This window comes from Furfurilactobacillus entadae, from assembly GCF_045862745.1.
In the GTDB taxonomy this organism is placed as follows: Bacteria; Bacillota; Bacilli; order Lactobacillales; family Lactobacillaceae; genus Furfurilactobacillus; species Furfurilactobacillus entadae.
In genome coordinates, this window is the sequence record NZ_BQXN01000003.1 from 113,771 (window position 1) to 127,978 (window position 14,208).

The window sequence follows — 14,208 nt, forward strand, 5'->3', positions numbered from 1 at the left end:
GTGTTAGTCTTCCTTTCGTGTTGCACTCAAAATGAGCGTTGGGTTATTTGGTTTGAAGTAGTGGCCTTGACCTAGTGCATGCCACGAGGCCACCGTCATGTTGCAAAAGCGAATGTCTGTCAGACCCGCCTGTTGTTCACAAGCCGTTAAGGCCGTTTGCGCATTCTCCATTAAAATGAAGTTCATCACCAGCCGTCCTTGTGGTGCTAAGTGCGCCACGGACCACGCGATGATGGCGGTGAGTTCCTGACCGCTTCCGCCAATAAAGATCCGGTCAAACTGTTGCTCTGGTAAGACAGCTGGTGCTTCCCCTTCGATCAACGTGACGTTTGTGAGCCCAAAGTGGGTCAAATTTTGCGTCATGATGTCAACGGCGGCTGGTGTATGCTCCACCGCAATGACAGAAATGGCCGGGTGCGTTTTCGCAATTTGGATGCTAATGCTCCCCGTTCCGGCGCCAATATCGAGCACCGTTTGTTCACCGACTGGCGCTAGGTCCAGCTCATCAATGCAGAGTGCCCGGACCGCTTGCTTGGTCATTGGCACCTTCGTTCGTAAAAATTCGTCATCCCTCATCGACAATCACCACCACGTTTAATTGATAGTCCCGCTCGGGAACCGTTTGCTCCGTCCATTTCGATAACTGTTCATCTGGGTAACTCAACCGTTCACCAACGTACAGTGTCCGGTGCAGCCCCCGTTCCCGGATGGCTGCGGCAATTTCAGCCGGTCCAATCACCGTATCGGTCACCATGCCAACCTTTTGATGCTGTAACAGGAAGTCAAAGTCTGGCTTACGGCCGTGGCTACTGGTGATGTACACGTCGTTTAGTGATAGACCAAACTGGTGAAAACAGTACTGAATGGCACTGATCCCCGGGATGATCCGGTACTGGGTGGCGTCAAAGTGCTTCACCACCCAGTTACCAATGCCGTATTGCAACGGATCACCCGAGGCCAGTAGCACCACGTTGTCGGCGTTGTGTTCGTGAAGCCATTGTTCCAGCGTCGCCAGCGGTGGCAGCGTAACCGCCTTTTTTTCCGGCACGGCTAACGTTTCTAACTGCCGGGGCGCGCCAATCACGTAGTCAGCGTTGGTTAACCAGTCGTTTGTCCCGGCCAGTCGTAACGCGGCGGCGCCCGGACCGATGCCTAACACGGTAATCATCGCCACACCTCCGTCAGTGTTTTCAACGGCTTTGTTGATGCCAGGTAGCCGGTTGCCTTGGAGAAAATCACCGCGTCAATGTGCGTCTTTTGTTCCCCCCGGTTCAGCAGCCGTTCACTCCGCGCCTTGATTTTATCCACCAGCACTTGGTACACCTGCTGGTAACCAGCCGCGTTAATTAACTCGATCATAGAAATGGTCGTTAAACAGTCATTGACCTGCGTTAGTAACGATAACGGCGCACCTAATAATGCTAAGTTAGCGACCATGATTTCTGCGCGGGCGTCAGCGTCCTTGCTATGGGTGGAAAAGATCCCCCCAGCAACTTTGATCATCTTGCCCAAGTCACCCACGATCAATACATCCGTGAACCCGAGGCGTTGGGTCTCCTTCAGTACATAGCCCACGAAGTTACTCATCTGGACCTGTTTAGCATTACTAATGTGCAGTTCATCCGTTAAGAAGTCCTCCCCGTAGTTTCCCGGGGTTAGGATGATTTGGTGATCGCCACGCTCTTTGTGGATGTTCATTTCGATGGAAATGGAATGTTTCCAGCTTTCCTCAGACATCGGTGTAACAATGCCGCTGGTTCCTAAAATTGAGATCCCACCAACGATACCAAGTTTCGGATTGTACGTTAGTTTAGCCACGCGCTCGCCCTCAGGCGCAAAAATCAAAATGTCAGCTCCCCGCTTGGGACCTAAGATCTCCCGGACACTTTGTTTGATCATTTTACGTGGTGTCGGGTTAATGGCGGGCATACCCGGTTCGTTGGCTAGCCCCTTTTGGGTGACCCGCCCGATGCCTTGCCCGCCCTCCAACGTAATGCTGTCATCCGCGCGAAGCGTCACCGTGGCGTAAATCAACATGCCGTCCGTGGCATCCTGATCGTCACCACCGTCTTTGGTGATGGCAACGGTGGCCTGGTGCGCGTCAAACGTACAGTCCTGAACGTCAAACGTGGCTTGCTGCCCGTTAGCGGCGTTGACCGTCACCCCAACCTGTGGCTGTTGCTGTAAAATGCTTTTCGTTGCTGCAACGGCTGCCGCAGTGGCCGTTGTTCCGGTCGTAAATCCCTTGCGAAGCTTACGGCCATTGTAGTAAACGTAATCGTCTTCACTCATCGTGTTCACCCACTTGGTTACAGGTTATATAAAATGGCGTTTGTCAGTGCGGCAGCTAAGTTGCTCCCACCCTTTCGGCCCTGAGCCACAATCGCTGGGATCGTGCTGTGCATCAAGGCGTCCTTACTTTCAGCAGCCTCAACGAAACCAACGGGAACACCAATCACGGCGTCTGGGGTTAACGTTTTTGCCGCCGTCATTTCAAGAATTTTATAAACGGCTGTTGGGGCGTTTCCGATGATAAATAACTTTTCGGTAGGTACCTCAGCGGCCAATTCAATGGCTGCCATTGAGCGGGTAATCTGCTTTTCTTGCGCAATGTCGTAGACCCGTGGGTCAGCAATGAAACAATGGTAATCAACACCCAGTGCATCAAGCTTTCGTTTATTAATGCCGGCCAACGCCATGGTGGTATCCGTAAAAATGGTACCGTGGTGCATCAAAATGTGCTGAATCTTTGCAATGACATCGTTTGTAAATGCCAGGGTATGTAGATAGTCAAAATCTGCGGTGGTGTGGATGGCCCGTTTGATGATGGCTTCCTCCACCGCATTATTAAACTGATAATCCGGTTCTAACCGGTCAATTTCATCCTGAATCATGACAAAACTTTTATCCGTGATTTGGTTTGGAATCGTGTTATAGCCCTCATGTTCCATTGTGTCGTGCTCCTTTAATTAAGTGTGTGTTAAGCCAGTAAACTAGTGATCAACCAGGTGATTGCGGTTAACGTGATTGTTGCCAGTGCCGTTGCCGTGTACAGTAATCGGCATGTCATCGTGATGTCTTCGGGTGTAATGGCGCGTGCTGTTTCCTCACCAATGTAAGGTTTGACGACCAGCTCACCAAAGTAGGTATGGGGCCCACCCAACCGCACGTTTAGCGCACCGGCCACCACTGACTCTGCAAACCCGCTGTTAGGACTCAAATGATGGTTATGGTCGCGGCGGCCAACGGTAATGGCTTCCCGCGTATTAAGACGTAAAAGCCACGTGGCTAACACCAGAAAACACCACGTCAACCGGGCCGGAATGAGATTCACAATGTCATCCAATTTTGCCGACCACCAACCGATGGCGGCATATTGTTCATTCCGGTACCCCACCATGGAGTCCAACGTATTCACCGCCTTATAACTCAGCCCCAAAACGGGGCCGCCAATGAACAAACACAGTAGTGGCGCAATCACCCCATCACTCGTATTTTCGGCAATGGTTTCAACGGTGGCTTTCGTCACGTCACTTGCTGATAAATCAGCGGTGTCACGGCCGACTATCATACCAACCTGTTGTCTCGCAACCGCTAAGTTTCCGGCTGTTAATGACCGTTGAATTTTTCGGCCTTCGTGAGCAAGACCCTTGACGGACAAACAGGTGTAAGCAATGTAGGTTCCCAGTAAAAAGTGGAGCCACCAGACCGGACGTGTCAGCCACATAAGACCAGCGGTGACTGCCGCAGTTCCTAAAACGACGATGATCCACAGAAGAACGCCAAGCCACCGTCTGATCTGGTCACTGAACCGTGGCCGGTTGAATGCGCGCTCACACCAGCTGATCAGATGACCAATCAGTTTTACCGGGTGGGGCCACCGCGGGGGATCACCCAAGATCAAGTCCAGAACAAGCCCCAATAAAATCATCTCAATTCGCATGGGCAGCCGACTCCCACTGACGAATTAGGTCCCGATAAAACGTCTTGTTTTGGTAAAAGTGGCCGTGCAGATAACTCGCAAACGTGGCGTTTGTTTGGTACCCTCCGGACCACTCTGCCACCACCTCACCGTCACGAACTTTGCTCATGGCGAGGACTTGCGATAAGCCAGTGTCTGCTTCAAACTGGGAGTGGTGAAATTCGTGGCCCGTCAATTGGCTTCCCGGATTTCCAAGCATGGTCGCGGTCGTTGGGGTTGCGTAACAATACCCAAAGCGTTTCAACCGGGCCGTCATCGTGCTTGTACCAGGAAACACCCCAACCATGTCAAAGTACTCATCATTGACCACAAGCTGCCGGCCAAGGTACATCAACCCACCACACTCGGCGTAAATGGGCCGGCCAGCGTCTGAAAAGGCGCGAATGGCGGTCCGCATGGCGGTGTTTTTCGCCAGCTCCGCCGCAAACTCTTCGGGGTAGCCACCCCCAAGCATCAAGACGTCAACTTCTGGCAGCTTGTTATCATGCAGTGGACTAAACGGGACAAGTGTTGCCCCGCTTTGGCGCAGCAACGCTAGGTTGTCCGCGTAATAGAAGTTGAACGCTTCATCCTGGGCGATCCCGATTCGCAGGGTTGTTTTAGGAACCGGAAACGGGAGCGAAACGTTCGTTTGTGTTGGTGTCATAAGCTCGACCAACTGATCTAAATCAACGTGAGCGGTAATCTGGTCGGCTAACCGGTTGATCTTGTCGTCAATTTTGGCCACTTCTGCATCCGGCACCAGTCCGAGCTGCCGGGACGGTAACGCCACACTTTCATCATGGGGTAAGTACCCTAACACCGGCACCGTTAAGTACCGGTTGATCGCCGTTTTAATGAGTTGATAGTGGCTTTCACTCATGACGTTATTGATGATGACCCCGGCAATTCTCACCGCCAGATCAAAGTTAATGTAGCCTGATAACAGCGCGGCAACCGACGTTGACATCCCGTGCCCATCAACCACAAGGATCACCGGTAAGTCCAGTTGCTTCACCATGGCAGCGGTGGAACAGGCGTCCTTATCACTGCCCAAGCCGTCATACAGCCCCATCACCCCTTCAACCACGCCAAAGTCGACGGCGGTCGTATTCTGGGTAAACAGGTAAGCCAGGGTTTGTGCATCTGGTGTTAAGAAACCATCCAGATTCCGCGATGCCCGACCGGTAATGCGCGTATGAAATTTTGTGTCAACGTAATCGGGCCCCACCTTATACGGTTGAACCGTTCCCCGTTGACATAATGCCTTCAGCAGGCCAAGCGTCACCGTTGTTTTCCCTGACCCACTGTTTGTCCCTGCGATTAACACTGCCTTCATGCCAGTGCCTCCGTTTCTGATAAAGTTGCAGTAAGCGCCGTTAATAAGTGGTCGTTACACTCGTGATTCTTGACCGCGACCCGGTAAAAATGGTCATCTAAACCCGGGTAATTATCACAGCTTCGAATCATAATTCCGCGTTGCCACAGCCGTTCTTGTAAGTCAGACAGTGGCGCTTTGAATAGGTAGAAGTTCACCCGACTGGGAAACACGGTGACGCCCGGAAGCGTCTGAAGCTGTGCGCCAAGCCACGGCTGCTCTGTTTTGAACCACCATTTCGTTTCCGCAATGTATGCCGTTTGGTCGTACAATTTACTGCCCATTGTCTGTGCAATAGCGTTGACCGCCCACGTCTCTGTAACCGCTGTCAATTGTTGCTGTAAGAAAGGGTTCTGCGTCAAGCCGTACCCCAACCGCACCCCCGGAATGGCAAAAAACTTTGTGGCCGACCGAATGATCACCACTGGATCTGCCGGTGTTAGCTGACTCAGCAAGCTTAGTTGCTCATCAAACAAAAAATCCATAAACGCCTCATCCACCGCCAACCACAACTGATGGGCCTGACAGTAATCAACCAACGGCCGCAATGTCTTTGGGGTCAACAACTGTCCGGTGGGATTATTGGGATTTCCTAAACACACGACTGCACCAGGTAAAACGTTTTCTCCTAGCCAGGAAATCAATGCCGATACAGATAACGTAAAGCCCGTGGGCTCCGTTAATGCGTAATGCAACACCGTGCTTCCCACTAGCTGAAACACCCGCTCATATTCACTAAATCCTGGTGTCACCACTACGGCCTGCCGTGGCTTCAGGGCAAGTGCAACGTCACGAAGCACTGCTAACGCACCGTTATTGGGAAAGACCGCTTGCGGCGTGACGTGATGATACCGGCCGAGTGCCGCCGTTAACGTTGGGTACCGGGGATCGGGATATGCCGTTAAGTCCGGCGCCGCCTCAGCAAGGACAGTGAGCAATGGTGCTGGCACCCCTAACGGATTAATGTTGGCACTAAAGTCAATTAATGAGGCCGCGGCAACATGAGCTTGTTCACTGACTGCCGCCACGTTCCCGCCGTGCTCGCCCGTTCTCATTTAGAAACCTTAGTTTGAACCTGCAAGAAATCTGCGTCCCGTTGACGCTTAGGAAGGGCAGCATAAATCACTTCACAGACAATTAGGTTTGCGATGGTGGCAAGCGTTAACGGAATAAACAGTGCAAAAATTGCGCCCTTTAATAACGGATATAACACCGGAATTTCCAGTGGCACATTAATGAGGTACCCCACAAGGTCAGAGAGAAGCACGATGCCCACCCGGCTCTTCCCAAACCGCTGCCGAATCCAGCCAAAGACGAACATACAAACGGCCATCCCACACGCAACGATCAAGTGAACCGGCAAGGTTAGCGGAAGCCCTGATAACAGCGCTGAGGTCATGTGACCAAAAAAACCAAGGAACGCACCAAACCACGGTCCTAATAAGATGGCCCCTAAAAAGGCAGGTGCCGAATCAAATGCAATGGAGCCCATGATCTTAACGTTGGCGCCCACGACACAAAGTGCCAGTAATAATGCCGCCAACATTGTCCGTTTTAGTACGCGTGAAGTTCCCATGTGTGTCCTTCTTTCATCCATAAGCTTGCTAATCACCGCCATTTTCGTGACACGATTCACTAACGACGTCTAGCCACGATATGGTGACGGTTAATCAAGCAATTTGTTTAAGTCAATAAAAGTATAGACAGCGACTAATCACCAGGCAATGTCAATAATTAGCGGTCATTAGCATCATTTTGTCATCGAGCATAAACTATGATTTTCTTGCATTGTTTCCTGAGTTTTCCCCATCACAACGCGGATAGCGTTACATTGTGCTCAGAGGATTTTCTTGAACCACCTTTAATCATAGAAAGTGATGTGACTAATTGATGAAAATTTACACAAAGACTGGCGACCACGGCCAAACCCGAATCATTGGTAAGAAAATTGTGACTAAAGACGACATTCGTGTCGCAGCCTACGGAACCATTGATGAATTAAACTCATGGGTTGGCTTGACCATCGCCGACCTAAATGAAGCAACCGCCCCACTGGCTGATGAACTAACGGAAATTCAACAATTGCTATTTGACGCAGGCTCCGACCTTGCCCGGATGGCCGACGATACGCGCCACCCGTTCATTTTTGAACACGAAGGCAAAGCGACTGTCTGGCTTGAAACGCTGATTGATCGGTATACAGAAGCCGTTCCACCCGTTCAGAAGTTTATCCTTCCTGGTGGGACTAAGACTGCTGCCAACCTCCACATGGCACGGACCATCACACGGCGGGCCGAACGGGAAATCGTTGCTTTGCAAAATGAAGCTGAAATCAACCCCGATGTGCTTATCTTTGTTAACCGCCTGTCTGATTATTTCTTTGCTGCTGCCCGGTATGCTAATCTGCTTGAAAAGAAAGAAGACATTCTCTACAGAAACAGCAAGCCGGTTTTTAAATAAGCGTATGGTGACTGTCCACCTTGTTCGCCACGCTCAAACGGTGGCTAACGTTACCGGCGTTCTCCAAGGAACTGTCAATGATGAGCGCACGGCCCTCACTTCCCTAGGCCAGCAGGCTTGTAAACAAATGCGGCCACTTCTGGCGCAAAAGCGCCTTGCTTGTTGCTACATCAGCCCCCTAACCCGGGCCCAAAACACAGCAGCCATCATTCTTCCCGCCGCTGTGCCGCGCATTGTTGATGATCGGCTTCAAGAACTCGACTACGGTGATTGGAATGGTCAACCCTTAACGACCCTCAAGACCACGTTTCCAACGTGCTGGAACCTTCACGATCATGATGTGGCCCAGGGATATGAACAGCTCGCCCACGGTGAATCACTTCACCATCTTGATCACCGGCTGAATGCGTTCTTAACGGAACTTCAGACCACCCCATTTGATGGCGACGTGATGGTTGTAACACATGGCTTAGTGATCCAGCGGTGGCTGACTCTTTTGCACCAGCCAAGCCGCCCCATTGACAACCTCGAATTGATTACCGTAACCATTTAACTCAAAAAGCGTCTGAGGCCCTTCTTATCAAGGGTTCAGACGCTTTTTATGATGATTATTCGTTACTTTACCAAGCCGGCTGGGAAATACTGTGCTAAGCTGGTTTTGGCAAACTGCCATTCCGTCTGGTCTGGTCGTAACTGACCGGCTTTACGGAGCATCTTGGCAGCTCCCGCGTTAACACGGCCCTTATCACCCGCCATTCCTTTCAGAGCGGCCTGCACTAAATCAGCCAGTTTCATGTCACCACGGCCACCATGACTGCCGCTTTCCAAGTTCGTTTCAGATACTAATGGTGGCACCAATTCCATAACGTGCACATGGTCAAGCTGTGCAAACCGGAGCTGATCACGCAATGCTGAGGTAAACATGTGCACCCCAGCCTTTGATGCCGAGTACGTTGGGTGAGCGGCTGAGCTCAAGTTCGCCAACCCAGAAGAAACGTTCACGACAAGGCTTTCTTTTTGGTGAATCAGCTGTGGTAATAACAGTTTATCTACCGCAACCGTCCCCTTCAGGTTGATGTCGATATCGGCAAATAAGTCTTCAACCGTCACGTTAGGGTCAAGTAAATCATGGGCCCGCATGACACCAGCCGAGTTGATCACCATGTTTAAGTCTGGATAATGACCCTGGATCCACGCTGGCAACCCCTTCAGTGTTTCAACATCATTCACATCCGCTTGAAACGTCGCAAACGTTGGGTGGACAGCCTTAACCGCGGCCATTTTATCCGCATTTCGCGCTAAAACAATGATCTGATTGCCCAGTTGATCAAGTGATTGTGCCAAGCCCAAGCCAATGCCTGAAGTTCCACCAGTAATTAAAATTGTGTTATTTGTTAATTTCATGTTAAAGGCCTCTTTTTTAGTTGGTTACATTTCATTTGTTTTGTAACTTGAGAGATACTTTAAACCGTCGAGTTACAAAAGTCAATAAATGTAACTAAATAAATTTTAATCCCGACAATCGAGGACAGCTAAATGGAAAAAATCAGTCAACAGCGCATTCTTGACACGGCGCAACAGCTCGTTGAGCAAAACGGCATTCAAAAGGTGACCCTCACCAAGGTCGGTCAGGCCTTAGGCATCAGCCACGCTGCCCTTTATAAGCACTTCAAAAATAAGGAAGACCTGTGGACGTCACTGGCGCTTTCCTGGTTAGACAAAACGTTGGTAACCCTCTTTCCGTTCAACACCGAGCCCTACACCACCAAGACGGCGATTCTCCACGACTGGCTCTGGACGTTAACCAGCCAAAAAATGGCCGCGCGTGAGGACGACCCTGATATGTTTGCGCTCTACACCACCTACATTGATCAGAATCCAGCCGCGCTCCAAATTCACGTAAACGACCTTGATGACAGTCTGCAACAAGCCATTGGGCCGCTTTCGAGCGACCTCGTTACGGCCGTTATGAACGCCTTTTTGACCTTTTCTGCCCCAGCTTACGCAAGCAGTTGGGGACCCTCGACACAAGAACAGTTCGAAAGCGTCTGGCAATTGATGTTACCAGGATTAAAGCAAGCACTCGATTAATTGAAAAGCGTTCGGTTGAATCATCATGTGATCTCAACCGAACGCTTTTTAATTATCCTTGTGTTGACGCCTTAACCAGGGCGTCACTAAACTGTTGGAGTGTTTCAACATCCTCTTCGTACGGTTCTAGGTCAATTTTAACGTTCTCAGCACCCTTAGTTGCCCCACTCTGGGCAAAGGCCCCATCAAACTCATCGACTGCCTTGTTGAAGTCATCACCGTAAAAGACGTCACCAGAACCCGCGACCCCGTAAACCTTCCCAGCTAAGTCGGCCTCCTTTAAATCATCAAAGAAGTCCAATCCTTCTTCAGGCAGTGCCCCTTCATCGTATGTGTAAGCACACACAACACAAATATCAGCCTTTTCAAAAGCCGTTAGCTCCGTTTGTGAAATTTCACTCTTCGTAACCTCAACGTTTTTACCACGCAGTGCATCCACCACGATGTCAGCTACTTCTTCGTTATTTCCCGTAATGGTTGCGTACACAACTTGTGCCTTCATTTTCACGATCCCCACTTCTTTTCAGTTAAGGTAAGCGTACTACACACAATCCTCTTTAACTTGTTTTTTTATAAACGTGCAAAATAATCACAGTTATCCGTTGTATTGTCACAGTCTTCACGAACACTTTACTAACAGCTGAAAAACCTGACCATTTATCACTTAAACTATGTGCCAGCAATAAGCATATTTTTGGAATCCCAGGGCCCCTTTCATTTAGGATTTAGGCAATCAAAAGAAAGGAGGTTTATTAATGCGCTTGCTAACAAAATGGGTGGTAAGTACTGCTGGAATCATCGTTATTCTGACTGGTCTTTTCCTGGTCACTACTAACCAATCAATACCGCCCGTCTCGACTTGGCTTCACGATGGCTTGACCCTTAATGCGCAGGTGACCGCCACCACGCTTATCGTGATCGGCGTTATTGTCACGCTCATCGGCCTCATCATTTTATTGATTGGTCTGCTGAAACCACGAACGGTTACAACCGTCCAGTTTCATGAACAACATGGCACCATTTTTCTGCCCGTTGCCGCAATTGAACGCGACTTAAAGTATCGCATTGAAACCACTGCTGATATTAGTCATGTTGTCATAACCTTGCGAATCCACCATAACAAACGCGCAGACGTTACCGTTCATGGTGTCGCCACCGCACTAGAAGCACAAAATTTTGAAGCTCTCGGGACTGACATTCTTGGAATCATCGAACAGTATTTACACGCCCACCTTGGCTTTACCCTTCGCCACCGAAACGTCAATATCGAACCTGTTGTTAAGTCCCGTGAACATGGTGTCCGCGTCATTTAAGAAAGGAAGTGATCTGTCATGAGACGGTCAATGTTTGGTGCGGTGGTTGGTTTGATTCTCGGTGTAGTCTGGGTCTTTGCCGGATTCTGGAGCATGGTTCTCGTCGCGATTTTGACCATCATTGGTGGCCTTATTGGTCAATATGGTCATATTGATCGAAAGCACATCAAACAAAAAATCAATCAGTTTTTATCTAGTTAGGTCAGTTTTGTTATGGAGGTCATTTGATAATGGAAAACAGTGAAAAAACAACTAAAGTACAGTTAAAAAACGAGTTAAGCTACGACGACGGTGTCATCGAAAAAATTGCTGGATTAGCGGCTCGCAATGTCGACGGGGTTCTATCACTAGATGGTGGCATGTTAAGTGGCATCACAGATCGTTTTCGTAACCAAGCCGATCCAACCCAAGGGATTGAAGCAGAAGTTGGCAAAAAACAAGTCGCCCTTGATATGCACGCAACCGTTGAATACGGCCAAGATATTCGTCACCTGTTCGAACAGGTCACTGAGCGCGTCGTCCGTGACATCAAGAACTTTACCGGATTAGACGTTGTTGAGTTGAACCTTCGAATTAATGACGTTATGAGTAAACGCGACTGGCAAAATCAGGCCAAGGGCAAACCAAATTCATCACATTCAACTGAAACAAAGGACGTTGAGTAACCGCTTATTAGCATAATGACATCAAGAATGGAGGACATTTACAATGGCTGAAGCTGTCACAAAAAAGGAAATTATTTTTAATAACGACGTGTTAGAAAAAATTGCTGGCAAAACTGCCCAGGAAGTCGACGGTGTTTTAGAATTAACCGGGACAATTTTCGATAGCCTCTCGAACCAATTCGGTGTTACTAATCCCGGCCAAGGTGTCTCAGCGGACATTGATGAAGACAAACAAACGGTCGAACTGGAGCTCGAAGGAACGCTTGAATACGGTAAGGACGCCAATGACATCTTTGATAAGATCACTCGGAAAATCACCGCGGCTGTTCGCGCCATGACTGGTTATACAGTCACTTCGATCAAGTTTCACGTTAAAGATCTTCTAACAGCTGATGAATGGCGTGCTCAGCAAAATGACGATCAATCCAAGAAATAGGCTCCGTTTAACCACGGCTGATTTTGACCTTCAGGCAATCAGCCGTTTTCTAATGCACTTTTTGTGTGCAGCCGCACCCGCTCTCCTCACCAATTAAATTATCCTATCACTCTAGTTTACATAATTAAAATTATCAATAGTGATTACTTCGGTTTCAAATGATGGTCAATTCATCGCCCTTAAATTCCTTTGATAAACGGATTTATGGTACGCTTTACTTAATCATTAAACCGTAAGGGAGCGCCTCATGACTCTATTCATTTCCACCCTCACCATTGTGCTGACTGTTGCGATTGCGAACATCATCGCGCAGTTGATACCACAAATTTCCAACGCCTACGTTAACATCCTCATGGGCATGATTTTGGCCCTATTTCCGATCACTAACCACCTTGTTCCGAACTTCGACAACGACGTTTTTATGATCGTCGTGTTGGCACCGCTGCTCTTCTTTGAGGGCCAACGGACAACGGTCGTGATGGTTCGTGACCGGCTGGTCAGCATTCTCGGCACCGCCGGGTTGTTAGCATTGGCTTCCGCCATCGTTACAACCATCATTATGCACAGCCTGATCGGTCTGGCGCTACCGCTCGCCCTCATTATCGTGGCCATTAGCACACCAACTGACGCTACCGCGTTAGAATCGGTCACAACTGGCCGCCAGTTTCCGGAATCCATTAACAACACCCTCAAGATGGAGTCCATGTTTAACGACGCCACCGGGATCATTTTGCTTCAGGCTGGTTTATTGTGGTACCAAAGCGGTCACCTCAACCTCCTGGCTAACAGTGGTGCCCTGCTAATTTCTGCAATTGGTGGCCTCATCGTTGGTAACGTGGTTGCCGGGTTGTTCACCCTGTTTCGGCAGTGGCTGGTGCGGACCAGCGTGAATAACATCACCTCACAAAATGCCCTCTACTTGCTAAGTCCGTTTATCATCTATGCAGTGGCCGAAGCGCTGGGCGTATCAGGCATCATCGCCGTCGTCACCGCCGGCCTCGTCAATAATAGTGAGGCTAACCGGAGCCGGTTTACCGCGCCACGCCAAATGCACTTTGGGATTCAAATGGTGCTCTTTTTCTCCGAATTATTAAATGGCTTTGTCTTCGTGACCCTCGGATTAAACTTAGTTCGAATTTTCCGTGACCATTACGCGGTCGTAACCGGCTCATTCACTTGGTTAGTCAGCGGATTGGTGGCCTACCTTGGGCTCTTTTTATGCCGGTTCGTGTACGCGCGGTGGTTCATTCACCAGCAACCCACCCGTGACGCCACCCTGTTTGCCCTTGGTGGTGTTCACGGCACCGTCACGTTAGCCATGACCTTTTCATTATTAGGCAACCACCTCAGCGAAACCACGTTTAACCAAATTATTCTGATTGAAACGGTCGTTATCATTCTCAGCATGCTCCTGCCAACCCTCATCTTCCACTGGTGGCTCCCGGCAGATCAAACAGCGAAAACCCGTACCCGCCAGATGAATCAGCTCCGGCATCAGTTAACCATCATTGGTGTCAAAACGGTCACCGGCATGGATCTACCGCAAGATGTAAAGGACCTGGTGATTTATGACTTAAAGGATCAGGATCGCCATAATACCGTGTGGTCCTTTGTTCGTCAGTGGCGGACAATTGCAGCCGACCACCGCGTCCTCACCACCATGCAGAGTGTTGAGCAGCGTCGGGCGGCCATGACAGCGTTCACTGCGGAGCAAAACTACCTTCATGATTTAGCCCGGCGCGGCGTCGTGGACTCAGACATCGTGTACGACCTCTTTAGTGAAGTCTTACTGGCAGAATCACTGGTGTTAGATCCCCATAACCAGTTAATTTAGAGCGAAATAAAGCGCGTTTACGTCAATTCAAAAAGGTGCTGATGGACAACAAGTCGTTGTCCATCAGCAC

Annotated in this window: 18 protein-coding genes; 8 read left to right on the forward strand and 10 right to left on the reverse strand. The window is 49.6% G+C overall.

The window, feature by feature from the left end:
- Nucleotides 1–3: 3 nt before the first annotated feature.
- The 8 genes from ACKTR5_RS02490 to ACKTR5_RS02525 are packed head-to-tail and all read right to left on the reverse strand — an operon-like array spanning nt 4 to nt 6,915.
- Nucleotides 4–576: a decarboxylating cobalt-precorrin-6B (C(15))-methyltransferase gene (locus tag ACKTR5_RS02490; protein WP_407878900.1), complete on the reverse strand. Its 573-nt coding sequence runs from the start codon at nt 574–576 to the stop codon at nt 4–6.
- Nucleotides 566–1,168 (reverse strand): cobalt-precorrin-7 (C(5))-methyltransferase, encoded by a 603-nt coding sequence (locus ACKTR5_RS02495; protein WP_407878901.1) that lies wholly within the window; start codon nt 1,166–1,168, stop codon nt 566–568. Before ACKTR5_RS02495 ends, ACKTR5_RS02490 begins: the two co-directional genes overlap by 11 nt.
- A complete protein-coding gene (gene cbiD, locus ACKTR5_RS02500; protein ID WP_407878902.1) occupies nt 1,165–2,292 on the reverse strand; it encodes a cobalt-precorrin-5B (C(1))-methyltransferase CbiD in 1,128 nt (375 codons plus the stop codon). Before cbiD ends, ACKTR5_RS02495 begins: the two co-directional genes overlap by 4 nt.
- A 17-nt stretch (nt 2,293–2,309) precedes the next feature.
- A complete protein-coding gene (locus ACKTR5_RS02505; protein WP_407878903.1) occupies nt 2,310–2,951 on the reverse strand; it encodes a cobalt-precorrin-8 methylmutase in 642 nt (213 codons plus the stop codon).
- Nucleotides 2,952–2,980: 29 nt separating this feature from the next.
- Complete coding sequence (gene cbiB, locus ACKTR5_RS02510; protein WP_407878904.1) at nt 2,981–3,943, reverse strand: adenosylcobinamide-phosphate synthase CbiB; 963 nt, start codon at nt 3,941–3,943, stop codon at nt 2,981–2,983.
- Nucleotides 3,933–5,300 carry a cobyrinate a,c-diamide synthase gene (locus tag ACKTR5_RS02515; protein ID WP_407878906.1) on the reverse strand — a complete coding sequence of 456 codons (1,368 nt, stop codon included), beginning with the start codon at nt 5,298–5,300 and terminating at the stop codon, nt 3,933–3,935. Before ACKTR5_RS02515 ends, cbiB begins: the two co-directional genes overlap by 11 nt.
- Nucleotides 5,297–6,394 carry a threonine-phosphate decarboxylase CobD gene (gene cobD, locus ACKTR5_RS02520; protein ID WP_407878907.1) on the reverse strand — a complete coding sequence of 366 codons (1,098 nt, stop codon included), beginning with the start codon at nt 6,392–6,394 and terminating at the stop codon, nt 5,297–5,299. The genes ACKTR5_RS02515 and cobD overlap by 4 nt, the downstream gene beginning before the upstream one ends.
- Nucleotides 6,391–6,915: an ECF transporter S component gene (locus ACKTR5_RS02525; RefSeq protein ID WP_407878909.1), complete on the reverse strand. Its 525-nt coding sequence runs from the start codon at nt 6,913–6,915 to the stop codon at nt 6,391–6,393. Before ACKTR5_RS02525 ends, cobD begins: the two co-directional genes overlap by 4 nt.
- A 314-nt stretch (nt 6,916–7,229) precedes the next feature.
- Between ACKTR5_RS02525 and ACKTR5_RS02530 the strand changes: the two genes are divergently transcribed.
- Nucleotides 7,230–7,799, forward strand: a complete 570-nt coding sequence (locus ACKTR5_RS02530; protein WP_407878911.1) for a cob(I)yrinic acid a,c-diamide adenosyltransferase — start codon at nt 7,230–7,232, stop codon at nt 7,797–7,799.
- A 4-nt stretch (nt 7,800–7,803) separates the two neighbouring features.
- Nucleotides 7,804–8,352 (forward strand): histidine phosphatase family protein, encoded by a 549-nt coding sequence (locus tag ACKTR5_RS02535; protein WP_407878913.1) that lies wholly within the window; start codon nt 7,804–7,806, stop codon nt 8,350–8,352.
- A 62-nt stretch (nt 8,353–8,414) separates the two neighbouring features.
- Here the strand turns inward: ACKTR5_RS02535 and ACKTR5_RS02540 are convergent, their stop codons facing one another.
- Entirely contained in the window at nt 8,415–9,203 is a 789-nt protein-coding gene (locus ACKTR5_RS02540; RefSeq protein WP_407878915.1) for an SDR family oxidoreductase, read from the reverse strand.
- 132 nt (nt 9,204–9,335) lie between these two features.
- Between ACKTR5_RS02540 and ACKTR5_RS02545 the strand changes: the two genes are divergently transcribed.
- Nucleotides 9,336–9,890 carry a TetR/AcrR family transcriptional regulator gene (locus ACKTR5_RS02545; RefSeq protein ID WP_407878916.1) on the forward strand — a complete coding sequence of 185 codons (555 nt, stop codon included), beginning with the start codon at nt 9,336–9,338 and terminating at the stop codon, nt 9,888–9,890.
- A gap of 52 nt (nt 9,891–9,942) precedes the next feature.
- Here the strand turns inward: ACKTR5_RS02545 and ACKTR5_RS02550 are convergent, their stop codons facing one another.
- Nucleotides 9,943–10,392: a flavodoxin gene (locus ACKTR5_RS02550; protein WP_407878917.1), complete on the reverse strand. Its 450-nt coding sequence runs from the start codon at nt 10,390–10,392 to the stop codon at nt 9,943–9,945.
- A gap of 253 nt (nt 10,393–10,645) precedes the next feature.
- Between ACKTR5_RS02550 and amaP the strand changes: the two genes are divergently transcribed.
- The 5 genes from amaP to ACKTR5_RS02575 all read left to right on the forward strand — a co-directional run bounded on the left by amaP (nt 10,646) and on the right by ACKTR5_RS02575 (nt 14,138).
- Nucleotides 10,646–11,203, forward strand: a complete 558-nt coding sequence (gene amaP, locus ACKTR5_RS02555) for an alkaline shock response membrane anchor protein AmaP (protein ID WP_407878918.1) — start codon at nt 10,646–10,648, stop codon at nt 11,201–11,203.
- A gap of 18 nt (nt 11,204–11,221) precedes the next feature.
- Entirely contained in the window at nt 11,222–11,404 is a 183-nt protein-coding gene (locus ACKTR5_RS02560) for a DUF2273 domain-containing protein (protein WP_407878919.1), read from the forward strand.
- A 29-nt stretch (nt 11,405–11,433) separates the two neighbouring features.
- Nucleotides 11,434–11,868, forward strand: coding sequence for an Asp23/Gls24 family envelope stress response protein (locus tag ACKTR5_RS02565; RefSeq protein ID WP_407878920.1), 435 nt, complete (start codon nt 11,434–11,436; stop codon nt 11,866–11,868).
- 43 nt (nt 11,869–11,911) lie between these two features.
- Entirely contained in the window at nt 11,912–12,304 is a 393-nt protein-coding gene (locus ACKTR5_RS02570; protein ID WP_407878921.1) for an Asp23/Gls24 family envelope stress response protein, read from the forward strand.
- A 247-nt stretch (nt 12,305–12,551) separates the two neighbouring features.
- The gene (locus tag ACKTR5_RS02575) at nt 12,552–14,138 is read left to right on the forward strand and encodes a cation:proton antiporter (protein ID WP_407878922.1); all 1,587 of its coding nucleotides are present in this window, start codon (nt 12,552–12,554) and stop codon (nt 14,136–14,138) included.
- Nucleotides 14,139–14,208: the final 70 nt, after the last annotated feature.

What these genes read in the sequence shown, in the direction of transcription:
- ACKTR5_RS02490 (WP_407878900.1), bottom strand. Translation starts at nt 576, where the DNA reads ATGAGGGATGACGAATTTTTACGAACGAAGGTGCCAATGACCAAGCAA.
- ACKTR5_RS02495 (WP_407878901.1), bottom strand. Translation starts at nt 1,168, where the DNA reads ATGATTACCGTGTTAGGCATCGGTCCGGGCGCCGCCGCGTTACGACTG.
- cbiD (WP_407878902.1), bottom strand. Translation starts at nt 2,292, where the DNA reads ATGAGTGAAGACGATTACGTTTACTACAATGGCCGTAAGCTTCGCAAG.
- ACKTR5_RS02505 (WP_407878903.1), bottom strand. Translation starts at nt 2,951, where the DNA reads ATGGAACATGAGGGCTATAACACGATTCCAAACCAAATCACGGATAAA.
- cbiB (WP_407878904.1), bottom strand. Translation starts at nt 3,943, where the DNA reads ATGCGAATTGAGATGATTTTATTGGGGCTTGTTCTGGACTTGATCTTG.
- ACKTR5_RS02515 (WP_407878906.1), bottom strand. Translation starts at nt 5,300, where the DNA reads ATGAAGGCAGTGTTAATCGCAGGGACAAACAGTGGGTCAGGGAAAACA.
- cobD (WP_407878907.1), bottom strand. Translation starts at nt 6,394, where the DNA reads ATGAGAACGGGCGAGCACGGCGGGAACGTGGCGGCAGTCAGTGAACAA.
- ACKTR5_RS02525 (WP_407878909.1), bottom strand. Translation starts at nt 6,915, where the DNA reads ATGGGAACTTCACGCGTACTAAAACGGACAATGTTGGCGGCATTATTA.
- ACKTR5_RS02530 (WP_407878911.1), top strand. Translation starts at nt 7,230, where the DNA reads ATGAAAATTTACACAAAGACTGGCGACCACGGCCAAACCCGAATCATT.
- ACKTR5_RS02535 (WP_407878913.1), top strand. Translation starts at nt 7,804, where the DNA reads ATGGTGACTGTCCACCTTGTTCGCCACGCTCAAACGGTGGCTAACGTT.
- ACKTR5_RS02540 (WP_407878915.1), bottom strand. Translation starts at nt 9,203, where the DNA reads ATGAAATTAACAAATAACACAATTTTAATTACTGGTGGAACTTCAGGC.
- ACKTR5_RS02545 (WP_407878916.1), top strand. Translation starts at nt 9,336, where the DNA reads ATGGAAAAAATCAGTCAACAGCGCATTCTTGACACGGCGCAACAGCTC.
- ACKTR5_RS02550 (WP_407878917.1), bottom strand. Translation starts at nt 10,392, where the DNA reads ATGAAGGCACAAGTTGTGTACGCAACCATTACGGGAAATAACGAAGAA.
- amaP (WP_407878918.1), top strand. Translation starts at nt 10,646, where the DNA reads ATGCGCTTGCTAACAAAATGGGTGGTAAGTACTGCTGGAATCATCGTT.
- ACKTR5_RS02560 (WP_407878919.1), top strand. Translation starts at nt 11,222, where the DNA reads ATGAGACGGTCAATGTTTGGTGCGGTGGTTGGTTTGATTCTCGGTGTA.
- ACKTR5_RS02565 (WP_407878920.1), top strand. Translation starts at nt 11,434, where the DNA reads ATGGAAAACAGTGAAAAAACAACTAAAGTACAGTTAAAAAACGAGTTA.
- ACKTR5_RS02570 (WP_407878921.1), top strand. Translation starts at nt 11,912, where the DNA reads ATGGCTGAAGCTGTCACAAAAAAGGAAATTATTTTTAATAACGACGTG.
- ACKTR5_RS02575 (WP_407878922.1), top strand. Translation starts at nt 12,552, where the DNA reads ATGACTCTATTCATTTCCACCCTCACCATTGTGCTGACTGTTGCGATT.